Raw genomic sequence first — 19632 nt, 5'->3', positions numbered from 1 at the left:
GGTCAGTCCCGCCCGCACAGGGCCGGCTTGGCAGCCCGCAGGTTGGGGCAGCACCCCGGGGCGCACACCGACGGCATGGCAGCCCGGCCGGGCCAGACGGGGACGACCGGCTCCTCGCCGCGAGCCTGGGCGGCACGCTCCACCACGAGGTCGACGAGGCCGGAGACGAACTCGGGGTCGATGCCCACGGTGGGCACCCGCACCAGCTGGAGCCCGAGACGGGCTGCCGTGGCCGCTGCCTCGGTGTCGAGGTCGTAGACCACCTCCATGTGGTCCGACACGAAGCCGATCGGGGCGAGGACGACGGTCGTGGCACCCTCGGCGGCAAGCTCCTCGAGCCGGTCGTTCACGTCGGGCTCGAGCCAGGGCTGGGACGGCGGGCCCGAACGCGAGCAGAACACCAGCTCACCGCTGAGGTCGGTGTCGAGGGTCGCGTTGACCTCGTCGGTGATGGCCGCCCCGAGCGCGATGTGCTGGGAGCTGTAGGCGTTGCCGTCCTCGTCGCCGGGCCCGGACGTGTCATCCATCGCCGTGGGGATCGAGTGCGTGACGAACAGCAGGCGGACCTGCTCCGCGTCCACCCCGTCGCGCAGCACCCCGCGCACGGCCTCGGTCACCAGCCGGGTGTTGGTGCGGGCGAACCCCGGGTGGTTGTTGTACGGCCGGACCTTGTCGAGCTCGATCTCGATGCCCGACCCGGCCAGCGACTCCTGCGCGGCCGCGAGGTCCTCGCGGTACTGCCGGCACGAGGAGTAGCAGGAGTAGGCGCTGGTGACGACCGTGACCAACCGCCGCATCCCCTGCCGGTCGGCCTCGGCGAGCGCCTCCGCGGTGAACGGAGTGAAGTTGCGGTTGCCCCAGATCACCGGCGTCGAGATCTCGCGCCGGTCCAGCTCCGCCCGCAGGGCGGCCAACAGGGCGCGGTTCTGGTCGTTGATGGGGCTGCGGCCGCCGAAGCCGTAGTAGTGCTCCCCCACCTCCTCCAGCCGCTCGTCCGGGATGTTCTTGCCGGCCGTGACCGTGCGCAGGAAGGGCAGCACGTCCTCCGGCTTCTCCGGGCCACCGAAGGACAGCAGCAGGATGCCGTCGTAGGGCTCGAGGGGTCGCTCGTCGGTGGTCATGCGGTGGGTCCGTTCATGTGAGGTCTCCCGTGCGCAGTGGTTTGGGGGCGTGGACGTCGAGGACGACTGCCACCATCCGCATGGCGAAGACGAGCGCGACACACCCCCAGATGGTGAAGGAGTTGACGACGTCGTAGTGGTGGGCGGTGACGATGAGGACCGACCCGAGCAGCGCCGGCAGTGCGTACATCTCGCGTCGCAGCACCTCGGGCACCTGACCGGCCAGGACGTCGCGGATCATGCCGCCGCCGACTGCGGTGATGCCGCCGACGAAGACGGAGGTGAGCGGGTCCATCCCGGCCCCGAGGGCCTTGAGCGACCCACCGATCGCGAAGACGGCCAGGCCGGCGGCGTCGAGCACGCGGACGAAGCGCGAGATGCGCTCGACCCCCGGGTGGTAGAGGAACGTCACCAGCCCGGCGACCAGTGAACAGGTCAGCAGACGCCAGTCGGAGATGCCCACGGGTGGCAGTGCGCCGATGAGGACGTCCCGGATCACCCCTCCTCCGAGCGCAGCCGCCCCCGAGAGGACCAGCACCCCGAACAGGTCGAGCCGCTTCTTCACGGCCACCAGCCCGCCGGACAGCGCGAAGGCGAACACCCCGACGAGGTCGAGTGCCAGCTGGAGGTGTGCGTCGAAGGTGAGCATCGCGAGGTCAAAACTACCGGTGCGGCGTGGTCGCTTTCGCCTCGCCCTCGGGGATGGCAGAGTCAGCAGCACGGTGCCCGATCCACGAGCGAGGGCGATACGGGAGACCATGCCGATACTGGAGACGATGGCAATGCGGGATTTGCGGCTGATCGGTGTGCAGGAGGACGGTCAGCACCTGCTGCTGTCCGATTCCGACGGAGAGCGGTTCCGCGTGCAGCTCGACGAACCCCTCCGGGCCGCAGCCCGGCGTGACCGGCCCCGCCTCGGACAGCTGCAGATCGAGATCGACGGTGGGATGCGGCCACGTGAGGTGCAGGCCCTGATCCGTGGTGGGCTCTCGGCCGACGAGGTCGCCGAACGGTCCGGCTGGCCGGTGGAGAAGGTCCGTCGCTACGAGGGGCCGATCCTCGCCGAGCGCGAGTACGTCGCGGGCCTGGCCCGGGCCGTGCGGCTGCGTGGTCGCTCGGCAGGGGGCGCCAGCGCTCCCACGCTGTCCGCCCGCGTGAGCCAGCGACTCTCCGGCCGGGGGGTCGACCCCGCCTCGGCCGACTGGGACTCCGCCCGCAGCACCGAGGGCGACTGGACGGTCATCCTCACCTTCCCGGCCGGCGGTCGTGAGCGCCAGGCCCGGTGGTCCTTCGACGTGCAGGCCCGCACCGTCGCAGCCGCCGACGACGAGGCCCGCTGGCTCAGCGAGGAGGACGTGGCGGGCACGAGCTCGCCCCTGCCTGCACCCCACCTCGTGTCCGCCCCTGTGCGGGCGACCACCGTCTACGACGTCGAGGCAGAAGGTGGTGTGGGGTCGGCGCGCCGCGCGGCTCCCCGCTCGACCTCGACGACGACCCCGACGTCGGCCAGGGGTGGCACGCTCGACGAGCCGCTCGACCTGATGTCGGCCATGCGCGAGCGGGCGTCGCACCGCGGGCGCCCCCGCCGCCGCAAGAGCCCTCCCACCCAGACCCCCGGCGACGACGCGCCGCGCAGTGACGCGCTCCCCCTCGAGGACCTGGCCTACGACCCCGAGTCGATGCCGCCTCCTCCGGCAGCCCGCGGCCCACACCCCCTCGACGAGACGGCCGACGACAGCTCGGTCGGGCACGACGTGCTGCCCGCGGCGCCCGAGGCGCCGGCCGGCCCCGAAGCACCCGAGGAGTCTGAAGCACGCGAGGAGTCCGAAGCACGTGCGGTGTCCGAGCCGGCACCAGCGCCGAGCGAGGCAGCGGACCACGAGGGTCGCGACCAGGAGCCCGAGGACGCAGCAACGCCCGAGCCGGCCGCGGAGGAAGAGCCCGCCCGCCGTCCACCAGCGGTCTCGGGCAAGAAGTCGACCCGCCGCAGCGTGCCCAGTTGGGACGACGTGATGTTCGGGGCCAAGCCCCGCGACTGACCCTGCGAGCAGCTCCCCGCGACTGACCCTGCGACCAGCCCCGGGACTAGCCCTGCGACCAGCCCCGGGACTAGCCCTGCGGCACCGGGCAGACGTCGAGGTCGAACGGCAGCACGTCAGGCGACGTGGCAGCAGCCCGGGCGGCGGCCGAGTTCATCCGGCGCATGAAGTGCCGACGGCACAGCACCTCGTACTCCACCAGCGGCTCGGTGTGCGGCTCGGCGTGCGGCTCCGTGTGCGCCTCGGTGTGCGCCTCGGTGTGCGCCTCGGTGTGCGGCTTGGCGTCGGGCTTGGTGTCGCCCACGACCACCTGCTCACCCTCGACCACCATCACCCCGTCGACCACTCGCGCATTGTGGGTGGCGCGCCGCCCACACCAGCACAGCGCCTCGACCTGGAGCACCTGCACCCGGTCGGCGAGCTCGATCATCCGCCGCGACCCCGGGAAGAGCTGGGTGCGGAAGTCGGCGGTGATCCCGAACGCGAAGACGTCGATCCCCATCTCGTCGACCAGCTTCGCGAGCTGCTCGACCTGCTCCGGCGTGTAGAACTGCACCTCGTCACAGATGAGGTAGTCGACGCGCAGCCCGCTCGTCGCGTGCTCGACCACGGCCTCCCAGAAGTCGAGGTCGTCGCTGACCTCGTGGGCGGCGGTCGACAGCCCGAGCCGGGACGACAGCACGTCGCTCCCGGCCCGGTCCAGCTTGGTGTAGATCAGACCGGACCGCCCGCGCGCCTGGTGGTTGTGGTCCATCTGGAGGGCAAGGGTCGACTTGCCGCAGTCCATGGTCCCGGAGAAGAAGACGAGCTCAGCCACGAGAGGACACCCTAGGCGTTGTCCCGCGCCGGAACGTGGAACCACGGCACGGCGGACTCCTCGGGTGTCAGCGATCCATGCAGACCCAGCAGGGCCAGGAGCTGGGGACGGGCCCTGCGGGAGTCGACGATGGCGAAGTTGTCGCGCATCGCCACGACGAGGTCACCGATGCGCGGCCGGTTCACCTCGCTGACCGGACCGAACCAGCCCTCCCGGGTGGCTTCGTCGCGTGTGCGGATCCAGGCTCGCTCCCCCACCCGGTCGGTCCAGGTCTGGGCGACGTCCGCAGCAGCCCCCTGCTCGCAGTAGAGCTGCAGGGCGCGGGGCTCACCACCCACGTGGCGGATGCCGCCGGCCAGCTCGGCGTCGTGCGCCAGGTCGATCCGCAGCGCGTGCGGGGCGTCGACCATGCCGTGGTCGGCGGTGACGTGCACGGCCGTGTCGCTGGGCACCGAACGCACCAGGCGGCCGAGCTCGGCGTCGATGGCCTCGAGCTCGTCACCCCACTCCCACGACTGGCAGCCGTGCACGTGGCCCACCTTGTCGAGCTCACCCCAGTAGAGGTAGACCAGCGACCGGGCGCTGCCCCGCACCGCCGCAAGGGTGGCGTCGACGCGGTCGGCGAGGGTGTCGGCGGCCCGGAACCGCCCACCCCGCAACGCCGCTCGCGTCAGTCCCGACCCGTCGAAGAAGCCCGGGCCCACCCGGGTGACGGACACCCCGGCACCCTCGGCGACCTCGAAGACGGTCTCCTGCGGCTGCCAGGCGACCGGGTCGGGGCCGTCCTCCCAGGACAGCTCGTTCACGAGCCGGTCCTCCCCCGGCACCAGCACCTCGTAGCCCAGGAGCCCGTGGGAGCCCGGGGGAAGACCAGTCCCGAACGTGCCCATCGAGGTCGCGGTCGTCGCAGGGAAGCCTGCGGTGATCCGGTGTGCGGCGGGCAGGAGCGAGCGCAGGAACGGTGCGTGCCCACCCCGGCGGCGGATCAGCTCGTAGCCCAACCCGTCGACGAGGACCACGACCGCGCGCCGGGCCTGCGGCAACGGCAGGTGGCCCGGACCGGCATACCGTGGCACACCGAGGCTGGCGGCGACGGCCGGCAGCACCCCGGCGAGGCCGGACTGGTCGTAGCGGGGCGGGAGCAGACCGTCGTGGGGCATCGGTTAGGGGATGGCCCGCGTCAGGGTGACGGGGCTGGTGCGACCGGCCGCGACGCTCGGGTCGGTGGGGTCGCTCGGGTCGAGCCGGGACTGACCGCTGTCGCGCCGCACCTCAGCTGCCGATGCTCGCCGAAAGCTCCCGCGCGAACCCCAGGGCGTGCTGCAGGGCGGCCTCACCCTCGGCGTCGGCACTGATCCGCAGGGAGATGTCGTCGGAGGCGACACTGCCCTCGTACCCGTGGTCGGCGTCGCAGTCGGGGTCGGCGCAGGTGGCCGGCATCAGGTCGATCCGGCTGACCGCCCCCCACCCGAGCGTGAGCGTGATCTCGCGACCGAGCGAGCCCGGCTGGTACTCCTGAGGGCGCGCGACGACGTGGGTGATCATGACGCCCCGCACCGCCGACAGGGGCACGCTCTCGGTGGTGGCCGTGGCGACGTCCTCGTGGCCGGCCCGTTCGTCGGTGTGGTCGTCGGCGTGGGCGATGACCAGCCGCGTGCCGGTCAGGGCCAGCACGGTGATGTGCCGGCGGACGACGTCGTGGTCGAACGTCGTCTCCTGGTGCACCAGGTGCGAGACCACTTCCTCGGAGCCGAGCGCGGCCTGGACCACGTCCGCCACGAGGGCGGGGTAGTAGCCGGCCTGCTCGATCGCCCGCGTCAGGTCGACCGGCAGCGGGATGAGGGGCGCAGCGGCACTCTGCGAGGAGGCACTGTGCGATGCGGCACCGTGCGGTGAGGTGGAGCCCATGCCTGCCATCTTGCCCTAGGCGGGCGGGCGGCGCTCTGGCCAGGTCGGCCCGGGCTCGCTCAGGTCAGCGAGCGGCGACCCTGGTCCTTGCGTCGAGGGGTGGGCGACAGCGTGACCTCGGCGCCGAGCACGTCGACTCCCCCGACGTGCGCGTTGACCGGGTTGAGCACGAGGCTGCCCACCTCCGGCAGGTTGTCCGCCAGGACGGACACCCGGGCGATCAGGTCGGCCAGCGCAGCGCGGTGGACCGGTGCGGCTCCACGGTGTCCGTGCAACATGGGCGAGGCCTTCACCGACGAGATGAGGTCGGAGACGTCCACGTCCGTCAGCGGCGGGATCCGGTGCCCGATGTCGCCGAGGAGCTCCGTCGGAGGTCCCGCGATGCTGAACGACACGACCGGGCCGAACAACGGGTCCTCGTCGGATCGCACCACGCACGACACACCCGGGGTGGCCATCCGCTGGATGACGAAGGTGTTGGCCGACATCGGCGCCAGCCGCTCGTTGAGCCCTTCGAACGCCTCGCGCAGCTGTGCCTCCGAACGAAGGTCGACCCGGATCCCGCTCAGCCCCGGGGAGTGCCGCATGAGGGGCGCCACCGACTTGATGACGACGGGGTAGCCGATGGCCTCGGCTGCGGTCACCGCCTCGTCGACCGTGCGAGCCGGCACACTCCCCCACACCTCGATCCCGTAGGCGGCAAGCAGCTCGGTGACCTCCTGCAGGGTGAGCCGCCGCCCTTCGGGCGACTCCTCGAGCACCCGCTCGACCAAGGCCTCGGCGGGCTCGCGGTCGATCCTGACGGGACGCACCGGTATGCCGCGGTCGCGGGCTCGCCACTCGGCATACCTCGTCGCGGCGGCCAGCGCGCGGACGGCGTCCTCCGGCATGGCATAGGCCGGGACGACCGTGGTGCGCCCCTCGTCGGTCGTGCCGGACAGCCGCTCGAGGACCCCGCGCATGCCGAGGAACGTTGCCAGACATGGCTTTTCGTGCTTCATGGCAGCGTCGCGCACGGCGGTGGCCACGTCCTCGTCGAGGGTGACCAGGGGTGGGATGAAGCAGGTCAGGACGCTGTCGACCTCGGGGTCCGCGAAGGCGTCGGCGAGCGCCTGGGCGAACTTCTCGCCGCTCGCGTCGCTCGGGAGGGAGACCGGCCCGTGGGCGACCAGCAGGCCCCAGCTGACGCAGGCCTCGGCGCTCAACGCCCCGAGCGCGTCGGAGTTGCCGACGATGGCCACCCGGTTGCCCTGCGGCAGGGGCTGGTGGACCACCAGCTGGGCGACGTCGAACATCTGGTGGACGTTCTCCACGCGGATCACCCCGGCCTGGCGCAGCATGGCGTCGAAGGCCTCGGGCCGGATGCGGGTCTGCCGGGCCCGGTGACCCGGCGGGACGCCGTAGGACGACACCCCCGACTTCACGACGATGACGGGCTTGGTGGACGCGAGGCGCCTCGCGATCCGGGAGAACTTGCGGGGGTTGCCCATCGACTCGAGGTAGAGCCCGACCGCGTCGGTGCTGTCGTCGTCGATCCAGTACTGCATGAAGTCGTTGCCGGACACGTCGACGCGGTTGCCTGCGGAGGCGAAGACGGAGATGCCGAGGCCCCGGCGTGCGGCGGACGCGAGGACCGCGATGCCCAGGGCCCCGCTCTGGGCGAAGAGCCCCAGCCGTCCCGGGGGCGGCAGCTCGGGGGCCAGGGAGGCGTTGAGCCGCACGGCCGGGTCGTTGTTGATCACCCCGAACGAGTTCGGGCCCAGCACCCTCATGCCGGACTCGCGCGCTGCGGTCAGCAGACGGGACTGCAGCTCCTCGCCGTCGGGTCCCGACTCGGCGAAGCCGGCGCTGACCACGAGCAGTGTCCTGACCCCGGCCTCGGCACAGTCGGCCACGACGTCGAGGACCTCCTCGGCCGGGACCGCGACGACCGCGAGGTCGACGTCGTCGGGGATCTCGGAGACCCGCGCGTGGGCCGGCAGCCCGAGCACCTCCATGGCCTCGCGGTTGACCGCGTGGACGGCGCCGTTGAAGTCGGCCGCGAGGATGTTGGACAGGATGTGGTGGCCGATCGACTCCGGCCGACGGCTGGCCCCGACCACCGCGATCGAGTCGGGGAAGAGCACCGAGTGCATGCTGACCGACTCGGCCCGGTGCTCGCGCGACAGCCGCACCGCCTCGGAACGTTCGGTCGGCTTGATCTGGAAGGTGAGCGAGACGACGCCGTCCTCGAAGCGACGGCTCACCTCGTAGCCGGCGTCCGAGAAGACCGAGATCATCTTGCGGTTCTGCGGCAGCACCTCGGCGGTGAACTCCTCGATCCCGGACTCCCAGGCGATGACGGCCAGGTGCTCGAGCAGCACGGAGCCGATCCCCCGGCCCTGGTAGCTGTCGGAGATGTTGAAGGCCACCTCCGCGCTCTTCGGGGTGATCCGGTCGTAGCGCCCGATGCCGATGATCTCGCCCCGGACGGTCGCCACCAGCGCGACCCGGTCGTGGTAGTCGACGTTGGTGAACCGCGTGACGTCGCGGTCGCTGAGCTGGCGCAGCGGGGCGAAGAAGCGCATGTAGATCGACTCGGCGGACTGGCCCGCGTGGAACCGGTGGACGGCGTCCACGTCGCTCGGCGTGATCGGGCGCAGGTGGGCCACCGACCCGTCACGCAGGACGACGTCGGCCTCCCACAGCACCGGATAGCCGGCGGGAAGCGCCGAGGCCTCACTCATGGCCGAAAGCATGTCACGTCCGGAACGCCCGGAACCGACTGACCCGCCCTGCGGGACGGCCGTCGACCACGCCGGGCTACCTGCGGAGCTGGACCTGCTCGAACGTGGCGCCCGAGTCGTGGCTCACCCAGTAGGAGCGGCCACCTGCCACGGCGTAGACGAGCGTCCCGCCCGCGGCGCCCGCCCAGTCGGTGGCACCTCCAGCGGCGAGCCCGGCAGCCCGCCAGGAGGCGCCGCCGTCGGCACTGGTGAGCACCCCTGTCTGCGCCTCTGGCGTGCCGGTACTGGCGGCCAGCCCGTGCGTGACCGCGACGAGGTGGGTGGTGTCGGTCGCGGTGAGCCAGACCCCGGTCGGAGTCGGCGCGCCCAGGCCGGGCGCCGGCCGGGTCACCCACGTGGTCCCCCGGTCCGTGGACGTGGCAAGGGAGTAGGCAGCTGTCGGCTGGCCCGCCGAGGGACAGACCGCGAGCAGGGCGCCACGGGTGTTGGCCGTGGTCGACACCCACATCCCGCTGGCACCGTCACACCCCCTGGGCCGGGCCAGCACAGCCGGCTTGCCGCTGAGCCGCACCGCAGGCCATGGGGCGACCGGCTCCGTGGAGGTCACGTTGTAGTAGGCGTCGGAACCGTCCATCGCGATCCACGCGTTCTCGCCACCCACGGGCATCCCGTCGAGCCGCACCGGCTGGGTCGTCGCGTCGGTGACCACGCCGGACCGCGGCTGCAGGTCCGAACAGCCGCGGACGCCGCCCACCACGTTGTGCAGGCAAGAGCGCGCCGTCGCCATCCAGACCTGCTTGCCGTCGGTCTCGAGGGAGAGCACGATCCGTCGGTCGACGTCGACCGCGTGCCAGGTCCTGCCACCGTCGACGGTCCGCATCGTGGCGCTGCCGAAGACGTAGCCGACCTGCGCGTTGGCGAAACGGATCCCCACCACCTGGTGGGCCCGGTCGGGGGTGCTGCGCGCGCCGGGACTGGTGAGCGTGGGGAACGACGCCCGGGTGGTCCAGGTGGCACCGTCGTCGTCGGACCCGATGACGGCGGTGCACATCCCCTGGGGGCAGGTCGCCCGCCCGAGGGCGTAGAGGTGCTTGCCCCCCGCGTTGGTCATGGACACGAGGTCGAAGCTGGCGGGGACAGGCAGCGGGCCCTTGGTCGAGGGGGTGGTGAGGCCGCTCGAGGCAGTGCTGCTCGCGGACGGGCCGCCCACCGTCGGGGTCCCGGTGGCCACCCTGGCCGACGAGGCCGACGCCGTGCTGGTGGCCGGGCCGGCCGCCTGCTCCGTGGCCGGCCCTCGGCCGTTCCCCCACAGCACGCCTGCGACCACGGCGACCGCCGCGGCCCCGGCCAGGTAGGGCAGCCAGCGGTGGCGGACCGGACGGCGCGCCTCGACGACGATCGACTCCCAGCGCTCGGCGCCGGCCGGCAGCTCGCGGATGTCGGCTCGCTCGCGAGCGAAGAACTCGGCGACGGGGTCGCGCTGCTCCCCCTCGCCGGGCCGGTCGGACAGATGGCGGTTCATCGGATCTCTCCCAGCATCGTCGCCATCCGCTGGCGCGCGTCGAACAGGTCCCGCTTGATGGTGCCCTCGGACTTCTCGAGCTGGCGGGCCACGGTGGCCACCGACAGGTCGGCGAAGTAGTGCAGCATCACCACCACCCGCAACCGGTCGGGGAGCGCCTCGACGGCGTCCCGCACGGTGAGGGTGGTGGCGTGGTCGGCATCGGTCGTGAAGTCGTCTCGGCCGGCCTCGTGGCGCTGGTAGGCGGCCGCCTCACGGCCGCGCTTGCGCCAGTGGTCCCGGACCAGGTTGGCCGTCACGGTGTAGAGCCACGGCCTCGGCTCGTCCACCCGGCCGAACTCACGGAACAGCTTGAGGAAGGCCTCGGTCGCCAGGTCGTGGGCGAGGTCCGTGTCCCCGACCAGCTTGGCCGTCCACCCCGCGAGGCGGGCGTAGTGCACGTCGTAGACCTCGCGGACGGCAGCCTCGACCTGTGATCGGTCGTGCGTGTCCACCCAGGCCCCTCCTGCACAGGCCACCGGTGGCGCAGGCTTGCGCACGGGCAGGGCCACGGTCGTCATGTCCTCGTAGACGCCGTTGCCGGTGGCACGGTTGGGACCCAGTGTGACACCACGAGGGAGGACCTTTGGCTCTCACCTCGCCCGTGCGTGCAGCGACACCGTGGGGGTATGAGGTCGAACCACCGAGTCGGGAGGCCCGCGGCGAGCGGTCTGCTCACCTCGGTGGTGCTGCTCTCCTCCATCCTGCTGGCGGCCTGCTCCTCGCCGCCGGCCGCCACCCCCACCCGCAGCCCGTCGGGCAGCACGTCCTCCACGACCACCCCGACCACCCCGTCCTCCACGACCACCACGACCACCGCCTCCTCCTCGACGTCGTCCCGGAGCCCGTCGTCGTCCCCGAGCCCGACGCGCTCCTCGACCCCGCCCCCACACACCACCCCACCTCCTCGTCCGACGAGTCCCCCGACTCGCCCGCCCACCCCCACGCCGTCCGCGTCGACCTTGCCGCGGTCCCTGGCCGGCCCGGTGGTGACCAGGATCCCCACGAGCCACCGCGTCGTCGCCCTGACCTTCGACGGTGGGGCGGGCGCCCAGGGCGCGTCGAAGATCCTCGCCGTGCTGGGCAGCAAAGGGGTGCCGGCCTCCTTCTTCGTGACCGGGCAGTTCGCCTCGACCAACCCGGGTCTGACCGCCGCGATGGCCCGGCGGGGCCCGGTCGGGAACCACAGCTGGAGCCACCCGCACTTCCCCGTGCTCTCGGCCGCCGAGACGACCTCCCAGCTGACCCGCACGCGGTCGGCCATCCTGGCCGCGACCGCGCGCGACCCGAAGCCCTTCTTCCGCTTCCCCTACGGCGACTATGACGCGCGCAGCCTCGGTCGGGTGCACGCTGCGGGCTACGGCGCGGTGGGCTGGACCACCGACTCGCTCGGCTGGAAGGGCACGAGCGGCGGTCAGAGCGTCGACTCCGTGGTCGACCGGGTCCTGCGCAACCGGGCACCCGGGCAGATCGTCCTCATGCACGTGGGTGCCAACCCCGACGACCACACCACCCTCGACGCCGACGCCCTGGCCAGGATCATCGCGGGGTACCGTGCCGCTGGGTACGGCTTCGTCACCCTCGAGGCCCTGCGCTGACCTGCGGGGCGACCGGCCGGGAGGAGACCCGCGTGGAGTTCCGTGACGTGCTGCGCCGCCGTCGGATGGTGCGCCGCTTCGACCCCGACCGTCCGGTGCCCCGCGCGGCCGTCGACGCCGTCCTGTATGCCGCGCAGCGGGCCCCCAGCGCCGGGTTCAGCCAGGGCTGGGACTTCGTCGTCCTCCTCCAGGCGGCCGACCGGCGGCGGTTCTGGGACGCCACCCGCGACCCGGACCTGCCGGACGGGGCACCGGCGGACCGCTGGTTGGCCGGGGTGTCCGCAGCGCCGGTGCTGGTGCTCTGCCTGTCCGACCCCGACACCTACCTCGACCGGTACGCCGAGCCCGACAAGGGCTGGGACGACCGTGACCCCGCTCGGTGGCCGGTCCCCTACTGGGACGTCGACACCGGCATGGCCGCGATGCTGATGCTGCTCGCCGCCGTCGACCAGGACCTCGGAGCACTGTTCTTCGGCATCCCTGCGGCGCGGCACGAGGAGGTCAGGCGGGCCCACGGCATACCGGCGAACCGCAGGCTCGTGGGCGTCGTGGCCCTCGGCCACGAGCTGCGGCGCACCGAGGGGTCCAGCCGGACCCGGCCCCGCAAGGCGACGGCCGAGGTGGTGCACTGGGGGCACTTCGGCGGAAGCAGCGGAGCCGGGTAGAGGCTCGGTGGCTGAGCCGAACGAGGTCCTGCGGCGAGTCGGAAGTGAGCCCCGTCTGGCCGTGGGACAAGATTGGGGGGATCCCCGCGCCGTGCGGGGACGACCGCGAGGAGTTGCACGCACGCATGGCCCGCAAGACCCCACCCGCACCGGCCGACGAGACCTACGTCGAGCGGATCGTCGACATCGACGTCGAGGAGGAGATGCAGGGGGCGTTCCTCGAGTACGCCTACTCCGTCATCTACTCGCGCGCCCTGCCCGACGCACGCGACGGTCTCAAGCCCGTGCAGCGCCGCATCCTGTACTCGATGTCCGAGATGGGTCTGCGACCCGACCGCGGCCACGTGAAGTCCTCCCGCGTCGTCGGCGACGTGATGGGCAAGTACCACCCGCACGGTGACACGGCGATCTACGACGCCCTGGTCCGCATGGCCCAGCCGTTCACGATGCGCCTGCCGCTGGTGGACGGCCACGGCAACTTCGGCTCGCTCGACGACGGCCCGGCGGCGTCCCGCTACACAGAGGCCCGCCTGGCGCCGGCGGCGATGCTGATGGTCACGGGTCTCGACGAGGAGACCGTCGACTTCATCCCCAACTACGACGACCAGCTCCTCCAGCCGGCCGTCCTCCCCGCTGCCTTCCCGAACCTCCTCGTCAACGGGGCCAGCGGGATCGCCGTCGGCATGGCCACGAACATGGCACCGCACAACCTCGTCGAGGTGATCGGGGCCGCGCGTCACCTCATCGCCAACCCCACCTGCTCGCTCGACGACCTGATGCGGTTCGTGCCGGGCCCCGACCTGCCCCAGGGCGGCCGGATCATCGGGCTCGACGGGATCCGTGACGCCTACCTGGGTGGTCGCGGCAGCTTCCGCACGCGGGCCACCACCCGGATCGAGAAGACCTCGCCCCGGCGGATGGGCATCGTCGTCACCGAGCTCCCCTACCTCGTGGGTCCTGAGAAGGTGATCGAGAAGATCAAGGACGCGGTCCAGTCCAAGAAGCTCCAGGGCATCTCCGACGTCAAGGACCTGACCGACCGCAAGCACGGGTTGCGGCTGGTCATCGAGGTGAAGAACGGCTTCAACCCCGACGCCGTCCTCGAGCAGCTCTACAAGCTGACCCCGATGGAGGACTCCTTCTCCATCAACAACGTCGCCCTCGTCGACGGCCAGCCGAAGACGTTGGGGCTCAAGGACCTCCTTCGGGTCTACGTCGACTTCCGCACCGACGTGGTGCGTCGCCGCACCGAGTACCGGCTGACCAAGTACAAGGACCGGCTGCACCTCGTCGAGGGGCTGCTCATCGCGATCCTCGACATCGACGAGGTCATCCAGGTGATCCGCACCTCGGACGACGCGGCCGCGGCGCGCAGCCGGCTGATCGACGTCTTCGACCTCTCCGAGGCGCAGGCCAACTACATCCTCGAGCTCCAGCTGCGCCGCCTGACCAAGTTCAGCCGGCTCGAGCTCGACAAGGAGAAGACCGAGCTCGAGCGGCTCATCGAAGAGCTCGAAGCGATCCTCGGTGACGAGAAGCTGCTGATGAAGACGGTCTCCACCGAGCTCGCCGACGTCGCCAAGGCGCACGGGACACCCCGGCGGACGGTCCTGCTGGAGTCGGCCGGCGTGCCGGCGACGACCACCACACCGCTCGAGGTCGCCGACGACCCGTGCTGGGTGCTGCTCTCCTCGACCGGGCTGATGGCCCGCACCGGGTCCGCCGACCCGCTGCCGCCGGACTCGGCTCGCAGCAAGCACGACGCCCTCGTCGGAGCAGTCCGCACCACCGCCCGCGGGGAGGTCGGGCTCGTCACGTCGAGGGGCCGGCTGGTGCGGTTGTCGGCGCTGGAGCTGCCGACGCTGCCTCCGACCAACGGGTCGCCCAGCCTGTCCGGCGGCGCGCCCCTGGCGGCCTACGTCGACCTGCCGTCCGGGGAGGAGCCGCTGACCCTCGTGTCGGTCTCCGCCGAGTCGGCCGGCATCGCCCTGGGCACCGCCCAGGGTGTCGTCAAGCGGGTCGCGCCCGACTACCCGGCCCGCGCCGACTTCGAGATCGTCTCCCTGAGGGACGGCGACGAGGTCGTGGGAGCGGTCGAGCTGGCCACCAGCACGGAGGACCTCGTCTTCATCACCTCCGACGCCCAGCTGTTGCGCTTCGGTGCGGCGGCCGTGCGACCCCAGGGACGGGCCGCCGGCGGCATGGCCGGGATCAAGCTGGGGGCCGGCCAGCGGGTCGCGTTCTTCGGCGCGGTGCCCCAGGGCGCCGAGGGCGTGGTGGTCACCTCCTCGGGGTCCTCGGGGGCCCTTCCGGGGACCGAGCCGGGATCGCTGAAGGTCACGCCCTACTCGGAGTACCCACCCAAGGGACGGGCCACCGGCGGGGTCCGCTGCCACCGGTTCCTCAAGGGTGAGGACACCCTGGTCCTGGCCTGGGCCGGCGCGCTGCCCGCTCGGGCCGCGGCGGCCAACGGCGTGGCCCTCGACCTGCCCGAGGCGACCGGCCGACGAGACGGGTCGGGTGTCCCGGCGGCCACCGCCATCGCCCGCATCGCCGGGCCGCCACTCTCGTGACGACGCGGTCGTGACGTCGACTCCCCGGGGCCCCGCGACTCATGCCACCCCGGCGCCGGATGCCTGCTCGGTGGGCTTCGACCGAGCCGACGTGAGCGCCTACGGCACGGCCGCACTGGCGACGTTCTTCGTCGCGCTCGAACAGGCCGGACCCTGGGGTCGCGATGCGGCCACCGAGTCGCATCTGCCTGCCGCAGTAGGACGTTCGCTCTCCCAGGCGTGTGCGGAGCGAGGTGGTCGACTCTCGCTCATCCGTCGGCCCGGCCGACACGCCGACGACGCCCACGCAGCCGGCCACACGGCATACCTGGCGTGGGCGGGTGACGCGCCCTGGCTGTTGCAGCTGTCGGTCGCGGACCCGGGCACCCTCCTCGACATCGACCTCGACGCGCTCGCCCGCGGCGACCGCGAGGCCGTGCTCGCGACCGCGCCGGGCGCCGCGCCCGCCGAGCCGATCCTCCTGGTGTGCACCAACGGCCGCCGCGACGTCTGCTGCGCCGTCCGCGGGCGTCCCGTGGCACTGGAGTCGTCCGCGGCCCACCCGGGGAGGGTGTGGGAGGCGTCGCACACGGGCGGACACCGCTTCGCCCCGACCGGCGTGCTGCTGCCCTACGGCGCCACGCTGGCTCGACTCGATGCGGCCACCAGCGCCGAGGTGCTGGCGGTGGCCGGCACGGGACACGTGCCGCGCTCGGTGCTCGGCCCGCTGCACGACCGCGGGCGCAGCCCGCTGTCCGGGCCCCACCAGGCCGCCGAGTCGTTCGTCCGGGACCAGGCGGGGATCACCGACCTGACCGCGCTCAGCGTCGCGGACGCAGGCGGGACCGGCGTCGAAGACGGTGACGAGGACGGTGACGGCGGCTCCTTCACGGTGCGGCACAGTGACGGTCGCGTCTGGCACGTCGCCCTCGAGAGCCGCGCACGCACGGAGCTGCCCGAGTCGTGCGGCAAGACCCCGGTCCGGGTCGTGGACCGCGTCGGACGTCTCCTCGACTGACGGATCCGGACAACTCCGACGCGTCACGCCTCGATGGCCGCCGAGTTACGGAATCGTTACCGGAACCACGCCATGTTCGGATTGCGGCGGCGGAGCGTAAACGTTTACATGAACTCGGTTCACCTCAGCGCTGAGGGCAGTCCGCCCCAGCGCCACGCGAGAAGATGGAGGCGGGCGTATGGCCCTTCGAATGCACCAGCGGCGCACCCTTACGGTGATGGCCGGAGCTGTGGCCGTGGCGCTCGTTGCCGCGGCCTGCGGCGGAGATAGTGGCAACTCGGGCGGCACGTCCGACACCGGCAAGGCGGCCCGCGGGCCGATCACCTACGTCCAGGGCAAGGACAACAGCGGCTTGCTCGGCCCGATGGCTGACAAGTGGAACGCGGCTCACCCGAACGAGAAGGTGACGGTCAAGGAGCAGTCCGACCAGGCCGACCAGCAGCACGACGACCTCGTGCAGCACTTCCAGGCCAAGGACCCGAGCTACGACGTCGTGTCGGTCGACGTGGTCTGGACGGCCGAGTTCGCCGCCAAGGGCTGGTTGACGCCACTCAAGGACACCTACGCGCTGCCGACGACCGGGTTCCTCGAGCCGACCGTCAAGGCCGCGACCTACAACAAGACGCTGTTCGCGGCACCAACGTCGTCTGATGGCGCGATGCTCTACTACCGCAGCGACCTGGTGAAGACCCCGCCGAAGACGATCGACGAGATGTGGGGCATGTGCTCCATCGCCAAGCAGAACGGCATGGACTGCTTCGCCGGCCAGTTCGCCAAGTACGAGGGCGGCACCTGCAACGCCACCGAGTGGATGAACGCCTATGGCGCCAAGGTCGTCGACGACGCGGGCAAGCCCACCGTCGACTCCCCGGAGGCGGCCAGGGGTCTGAAGGAGCTCGCCGACCACTACAAGAACGGTGACATCCCCAAGCAGGCGATCACCTACCAGGAGGAGCAGAGCCGTGCGGCGTTCGAGGACGGCAAGCTGCTGTTCCTGCGCAACTGGCCGTACGTCTACAACCTGGCCAGCACCGACGCAGCGTCGAAGGTCAAGGGCAAGTTCAAGGTTGCCCCGCTCCCCGGCGTCAGCGGCCCGGGTACGTCAACCCTGGGTGGTCACATGGCCGCCATCAGCGCGTTCTCGAAGAACAAGGCCACCGCGCTGGACTTCCTGAAGTTCCTCACGAGTGAGGAGCAGCAGAAGACCAACATGGAGAAGGGTTCGCTGGCACCCGTCATCGAGTCCATCTACACCGACGAGGCGCTGGTCAAGAAGTACCCGTACCTCCCGGTGCTCAAGGAGTCCATCGCCAACGCCGTCTCGCGTCCGGTGACTCCGTTCTACCCGCAGGTGACCCAGGCCATCCAGGACAACTTCTACGCGGCCATCCAGGGCCAGAAGACGCCTGAGGCCGCGGTGAAGGACATGCAGGCCGCCATGATGGCAGCCGGCGGCTGACCAACCCACGCAACATCCCAAGGTGTGGGGGTGGCCCCACGGGGCCACCCCCACACCTGCAGGAACCCTACATTTCGCACGTTTGGTCGAAGCTCGACTCGACCGTCATCTCGACCCACCCTGAGACGCATCTCCCGGGCTAGGAGCAGGCATGAGCGCAGCCACAACCGCACCATCGCGGCCAACTGAGACGAAGCCAAAGAAGACCAAGGGCCTCAACGCGGGCCAGGGCCGCCAGGGCCTGCTGCTCGTGGCGCCCACGATGCTGTTCTTGGCCGTCATCATCATCTATCCACTCCTCAGGGCGATCCAGCTGTCCTTCCAGAAGGACGCGGGACTGGACCCGGCCACCGGTCTGTTCGTCGAGGGTGGCAACGCAGGGATCTCCAACTACACCCACTGGCTGCTCCAGAAGTGCGGCGAGGTCGACTGCCCGCCCGGCACCCTGGGCGCCCAGTTCTACGACGCGCTGTGGGTGACCCTGTTCTTCACCGTGGTCAGTGTGGTCGTCGAGCTCATCCTCGGCATGTGGTTCGCGATGATCATGAACCGCGACTTCAAGGGCCGCGGGCTGGTCCGCGCCGCGATCCTCGTGCCGTGGGCGATCCCCACCGCCGTCACCGCCAAGCTGTGGTTGTTCATCTTCGCGTTCGACGGCATCGCGAACCGGCTGCTCGGGTTCGTGGGAATCAACGCACAGCTGTGGACCAGCGACCCGTGGGCGGCCAAGTTCGCGATCATCATCGCGGACGTCTGGAAGACCACGCCGTTCATGGCGCTCCTGATCCTGGCTGGCCTGCAGCTGGTCCCCGGCGACGTGTACGAGGCGGCCCAGATCGACGGCGCCTCGAAGTGGCAGACGTTCATCAAGATCACGCTGCCCCTGGTCAAGGTGCCGCTCATGGTGGCGGTGCTGTTCCGCACGCTCGACGTGCTGCGCATCTACGACCTGCCGGCGATCCTGACCAACGGTGGTGGTGGCACCACTTCCCTGTCGATGCTGGTCATCAAGCAGATCCGCGGCGGCTTCCACAGTGCCTCGGCCCTGTCCACCATCGTCTTCCTCCTCATCGCCTTCACCGCCTTCCTGTTCATCAAGTTCGGTGGCGCGGATGTGGTGCAGCGACCACCGAAGGCCAAGAAGAAGGAACCGGACGCCGCGGTCGGCAATCCGGTCGCCGCCAACGCAACCACCCCGGGAGCTTGAGATGACCGCCACGACCGCCGCACCTCCCACCTCGGGACGGACCGAGGCCCAGGAGATCCACTTCAAGAGCGATCGGAACGCCAAGATCCGGATGTACCTGGGCCTCGCGGCCCTGGTCATCTGGGGTCTCGCGCCCTTCTACTGGATGGTCGTCACGGCCTTTCGTGACGTCGGGTACACCTTCGACACGACTCCGTGGCCGACCCACGTCACGTTGGACAACTTCACGACTGCCTTCTCGACCGATCGAGGCAACCACTTCGGCGCTGCCCTCGTGCACTCGATCATCATCGGGGTCCTGACGACGACCGTCGCCATGCTCGTCGGGGTCTTTGCCTCCTACGCGCTGGCTCGGCTCGACTTCCCGGGCAAGTACGCGGTGCTCGGCGTGATCCTCGGGGCCTCGATGTTCCCCGGCGTCGCCCTGGTGTCGCCGTTGTTCCAGATGTTCTCCAACTTCGGCTGGCTGACCGGCGCCAACTACCAGGCGCTGATCATCCCCAACATCTCGTTCGCCCTGCCGCTGACGATCTACACGTTGACGGCGTTCCTGTCCGAGATGCCCTGGGAGCTCGAGGAGTCGGCCCGGATCGACGGTTGCACCCCGAGCCAGGCGTTCCGCAAGATCATGCTCCCGCTCGCGGCACCCGGGCTCTTCACCACCGCGATCCTGGCCTTCATCTCCAGCTGGAACGAGTTCCTCCTGGCCGCCCAGTTCTCGACGAAACAGACGCAGACAGTCACGGTCGCGATCGCGTACTTCACTGGCGCCCAACCCCACCAGGAGCCGTACACCGCGGTCATGGCGGCAGGAACCATCGTCACCGTGCCCCTCATCATCATGGTGCTCGTCTTCCAACGCGCGATCGTCTCCGGTCTCACGGCGGGAGGTGTGAAGGGCTAGGCGCGAGCCGAAACCCCCAGCACCCATGGGAATCTTCAACCCAGGGGGCGGCACGGG

At 71.1% G+C, this 19632-nt stretch carries 16 protein-coding genes; 8 read left to right on the top strand and 8 right to left on the bottom strand.

The window, feature by feature from the left end:
* Positions 1–2: 2 nt before the first annotated feature.
* Both ABD262_RS05570 and ABD262_RS05565 read right to left on the bottom strand, forming a co-directional pair.
* A complete protein-coding gene (locus ABD262_RS05570) occupies positions 3–1121 on the bottom strand; it encodes a ferrochelatase (RefSeq protein ID WP_344132388.1) in 1119 nt (372 codons plus the stop codon).
* Between the two features lie 13 nt (positions 1122–1134).
* On the bottom strand, positions 1135–1770 hold the full coding sequence (locus ABD262_RS05565) for a trimeric intracellular cation channel family protein (protein WP_344132385.1): 636 nt from the start codon (positions 1768–1770) through the stop codon (positions 1135–1137).
* Positions 1771–1897: 127 nt separating this feature from the next.
* On the opposite strand from ABD262_RS05565, the gene sepH reads away from it, so the two are divergent.
* Entirely contained in the window at positions 1898–3160 is a 1263-nt protein-coding gene (gene sepH, locus ABD262_RS05560; protein WP_344132382.1) for a septation protein SepH, read from the top strand.
* A 70-nt stretch (positions 3161–3230) separates the two neighbouring features.
* Here sepH and ABD262_RS05555 read toward each other — a convergent pair whose 3' ends face one another.
* The 6 genes from ABD262_RS05555 to ABD262_RS05530 all read right to left on the bottom strand — a co-directional run bounded on the left by ABD262_RS05555 (position 3231) and on the right by ABD262_RS05530 (position 10627).
* Positions 3231–3977: a thymidine kinase gene (locus ABD262_RS05555; protein ID WP_344132379.1), complete on the bottom strand. Its 747-nt coding sequence runs from the start codon at positions 3975–3977 to the stop codon at positions 3231–3233.
* 11 nt (positions 3978–3988) lie between these two features.
* A complete protein-coding gene (locus ABD262_RS05550; protein WP_344132376.1) occupies positions 3989–5137 on the bottom strand; it encodes an alkaline phosphatase family protein in 1149 nt (382 codons plus the stop codon).
* A gap of 112 nt (positions 5138–5249) precedes the next feature.
* On the bottom strand, positions 5250–5885 hold the full coding sequence (locus tag ABD262_RS05545) for a DUF5998 family protein (protein WP_344132373.1): 636 nt from the start codon (positions 5883–5885) through the stop codon (positions 5250–5252).
* Between the two features lie 59 nt (positions 5886–5944).
* The gene (locus ABD262_RS05540; RefSeq protein WP_344132370.1) at positions 5945–8611 is read right to left on the bottom strand and encodes a bifunctional acetate--CoA ligase family protein/GNAT family N-acetyltransferase; all 2667 of its coding nucleotides are present in this window, start codon (positions 8609–8611) and stop codon (positions 5945–5947) included.
* A 76-nt stretch (positions 8612–8687) separates the two neighbouring features.
* Complete coding sequence (locus ABD262_RS05535) at positions 8688–10133, bottom strand: beta propeller repeat protein (RefSeq protein WP_344132367.1); 1446 nt, start codon at positions 10131–10133, stop codon at positions 8688–8690.
* A complete protein-coding gene (locus tag ABD262_RS05530; protein WP_344132366.1) occupies positions 10130–10627 on the bottom strand; it encodes an RNA polymerase sigma factor in 498 nt (165 codons plus the stop codon). Before ABD262_RS05530 ends, ABD262_RS05535 begins: the two co-directional genes overlap by 4 nt.
* A 174-nt stretch (positions 10628–10801) precedes the next feature.
* Between ABD262_RS05530 and ABD262_RS05525 the strand changes: the two genes are divergently transcribed.
* The 7 genes from ABD262_RS05525 to ABD262_RS05495 all read left to right on the top strand — a co-directional run bounded on the left by ABD262_RS05525 (position 10802) and on the right by ABD262_RS05495 (position 19575).
* A complete protein-coding gene (locus ABD262_RS05525) occupies positions 10802–11770 on the top strand; it encodes a polysaccharide deacetylase family protein (RefSeq protein WP_344132363.1) in 969 nt (322 codons plus the stop codon).
* 32 nt (positions 11771–11802) lie between these two features.
* On the top strand, positions 11803–12435 hold the full coding sequence (locus tag ABD262_RS05520; RefSeq protein WP_344132360.1) for a nitroreductase family protein: 633 nt from the start codon (positions 11803–11805) through the stop codon (positions 12433–12435).
* A gap of 125 nt (positions 12436–12560) precedes the next feature.
* Complete coding sequence (locus ABD262_RS05515; RefSeq protein WP_344132357.1) at positions 12561–15008, top strand: DNA gyrase/topoisomerase IV subunit A; 2448 nt, start codon at positions 12561–12563, stop codon at positions 15006–15008.
* A gap of 91 nt (positions 15009–15099) precedes the next feature.
* The gene (locus ABD262_RS05510) at positions 15100–16005 is read left to right on the top strand and encodes a ferredoxin family protein (protein ID WP_344132354.1); all 906 of its coding nucleotides are present in this window, start codon (positions 15100–15102) and stop codon (positions 16003–16005) included.
* A gap of 190 nt (positions 16006–16195) precedes the next feature.
* Positions 16196–17464: an ABC transporter substrate-binding protein gene (locus tag ABD262_RS05505; protein WP_425564829.1), complete on the top strand. Its 1269-nt coding sequence runs from the start codon at positions 16196–16198 to the stop codon at positions 17462–17464.
* 151 nt (positions 17465–17615) lie between these two features.
* On the top strand, positions 17616–18671 hold the full coding sequence (locus tag ABD262_RS05500; protein WP_344132348.1) for a carbohydrate ABC transporter permease: 1056 nt from the start codon (positions 17616–17618) through the stop codon (positions 18669–18671).
* A gap of 1 nt (position 18672) precedes the next feature.
* On the top strand, positions 18673–19575 hold the full coding sequence (locus tag ABD262_RS05495) for a carbohydrate ABC transporter permease (protein WP_344132345.1): 903 nt from the start codon (positions 18673–18675) through the stop codon (positions 19573–19575).
* The last annotated feature ends 57 nt before the right edge of the window (positions 19576–19632 follow it).

Origin of the sequence: Pedococcus bigeumensis (assembly GCF_039531795.1) — a bacterium.
Lineage (GTDB): Bacteria > Actinomycetota > Actinomycetes > Actinomycetales > Dermatophilaceae > Pedococcus > Pedococcus bigeumensis.
This window is presented reverse-complemented; position numbering and strand designations above follow the sequence as displayed.

Bases quoted from the DNA above. Each gene is read 5' to 3' on its own strand.
- ABD262_RS05570 (WP_344132388.1), bottom strand. From the start codon at position 1,121: ATGACCACCGACGAGCGACCCCTCGAGCCCTACGACGGCATCCTGCTG.
- ABD262_RS05565 (WP_344132385.1), bottom strand. From the start codon at position 1,770: ATGCTCACCTTCGACGCACACCTCCAGCTGGCACTCGACCTCGTCGGG.
- sepH (WP_344132382.1), top strand. From the start codon at position 1,898: ATGGCAATGCGGGATTTGCGGCTGATCGGTGTGCAGGAGGACGGTCAG.
- ABD262_RS05550 (WP_344132376.1), bottom strand. From the start codon at position 5,137: ATGCCCCACGACGGTCTGCTCCCGCCCCGCTACGACCAGTCCGGCCTC.
- ABD262_RS05545 (WP_344132373.1), bottom strand. From the start codon at position 5,885: ATGGGCTCCACCTCACCGCACGGTGCCGCATCGCACAGTGCCTCCTCG.
- ABD262_RS05540 (WP_344132370.1), bottom strand. From the start codon at position 8,611: ATGAGTGAGGCCTCGGCGCTTCCCGCCGGCTATCCGGTGCTGTGGGAG.
- ABD262_RS05535 (WP_344132367.1), bottom strand. From the start codon at position 10,133: ATGAACCGCCATCTGTCCGACCGGCCCGGCGAGGGGGAGCAGCGCGAC.
- ABD262_RS05525 (WP_344132363.1), top strand. From the start codon at position 10,802: ATGAGGTCGAACCACCGAGTCGGGAGGCCCGCGGCGAGCGGTCTGCTC.
- ABD262_RS05515 (WP_344132357.1), top strand. From the start codon at position 12,561: ATGGCCCGCAAGACCCCACCCGCACCGGCCGACGAGACCTACGTCGAG.
- ABD262_RS05505 (WP_425564829.1), top strand. From the start codon at position 16,196: ATGCACCAGCGGCGCACCCTTACGGTGATGGCCGGAGCTGTGGCCGTG.
- ABD262_RS05500 (WP_344132348.1), top strand. From the start codon at position 17,616: ATGAGCGCAGCCACAACCGCACCATCGCGGCCAACTGAGACGAAGCCA.
- ABD262_RS05495 (WP_344132345.1), top strand. From the start codon at position 18,673: ATGACCGCCACGACCGCCGCACCTCCCACCTCGGGACGGACCGAGGCC.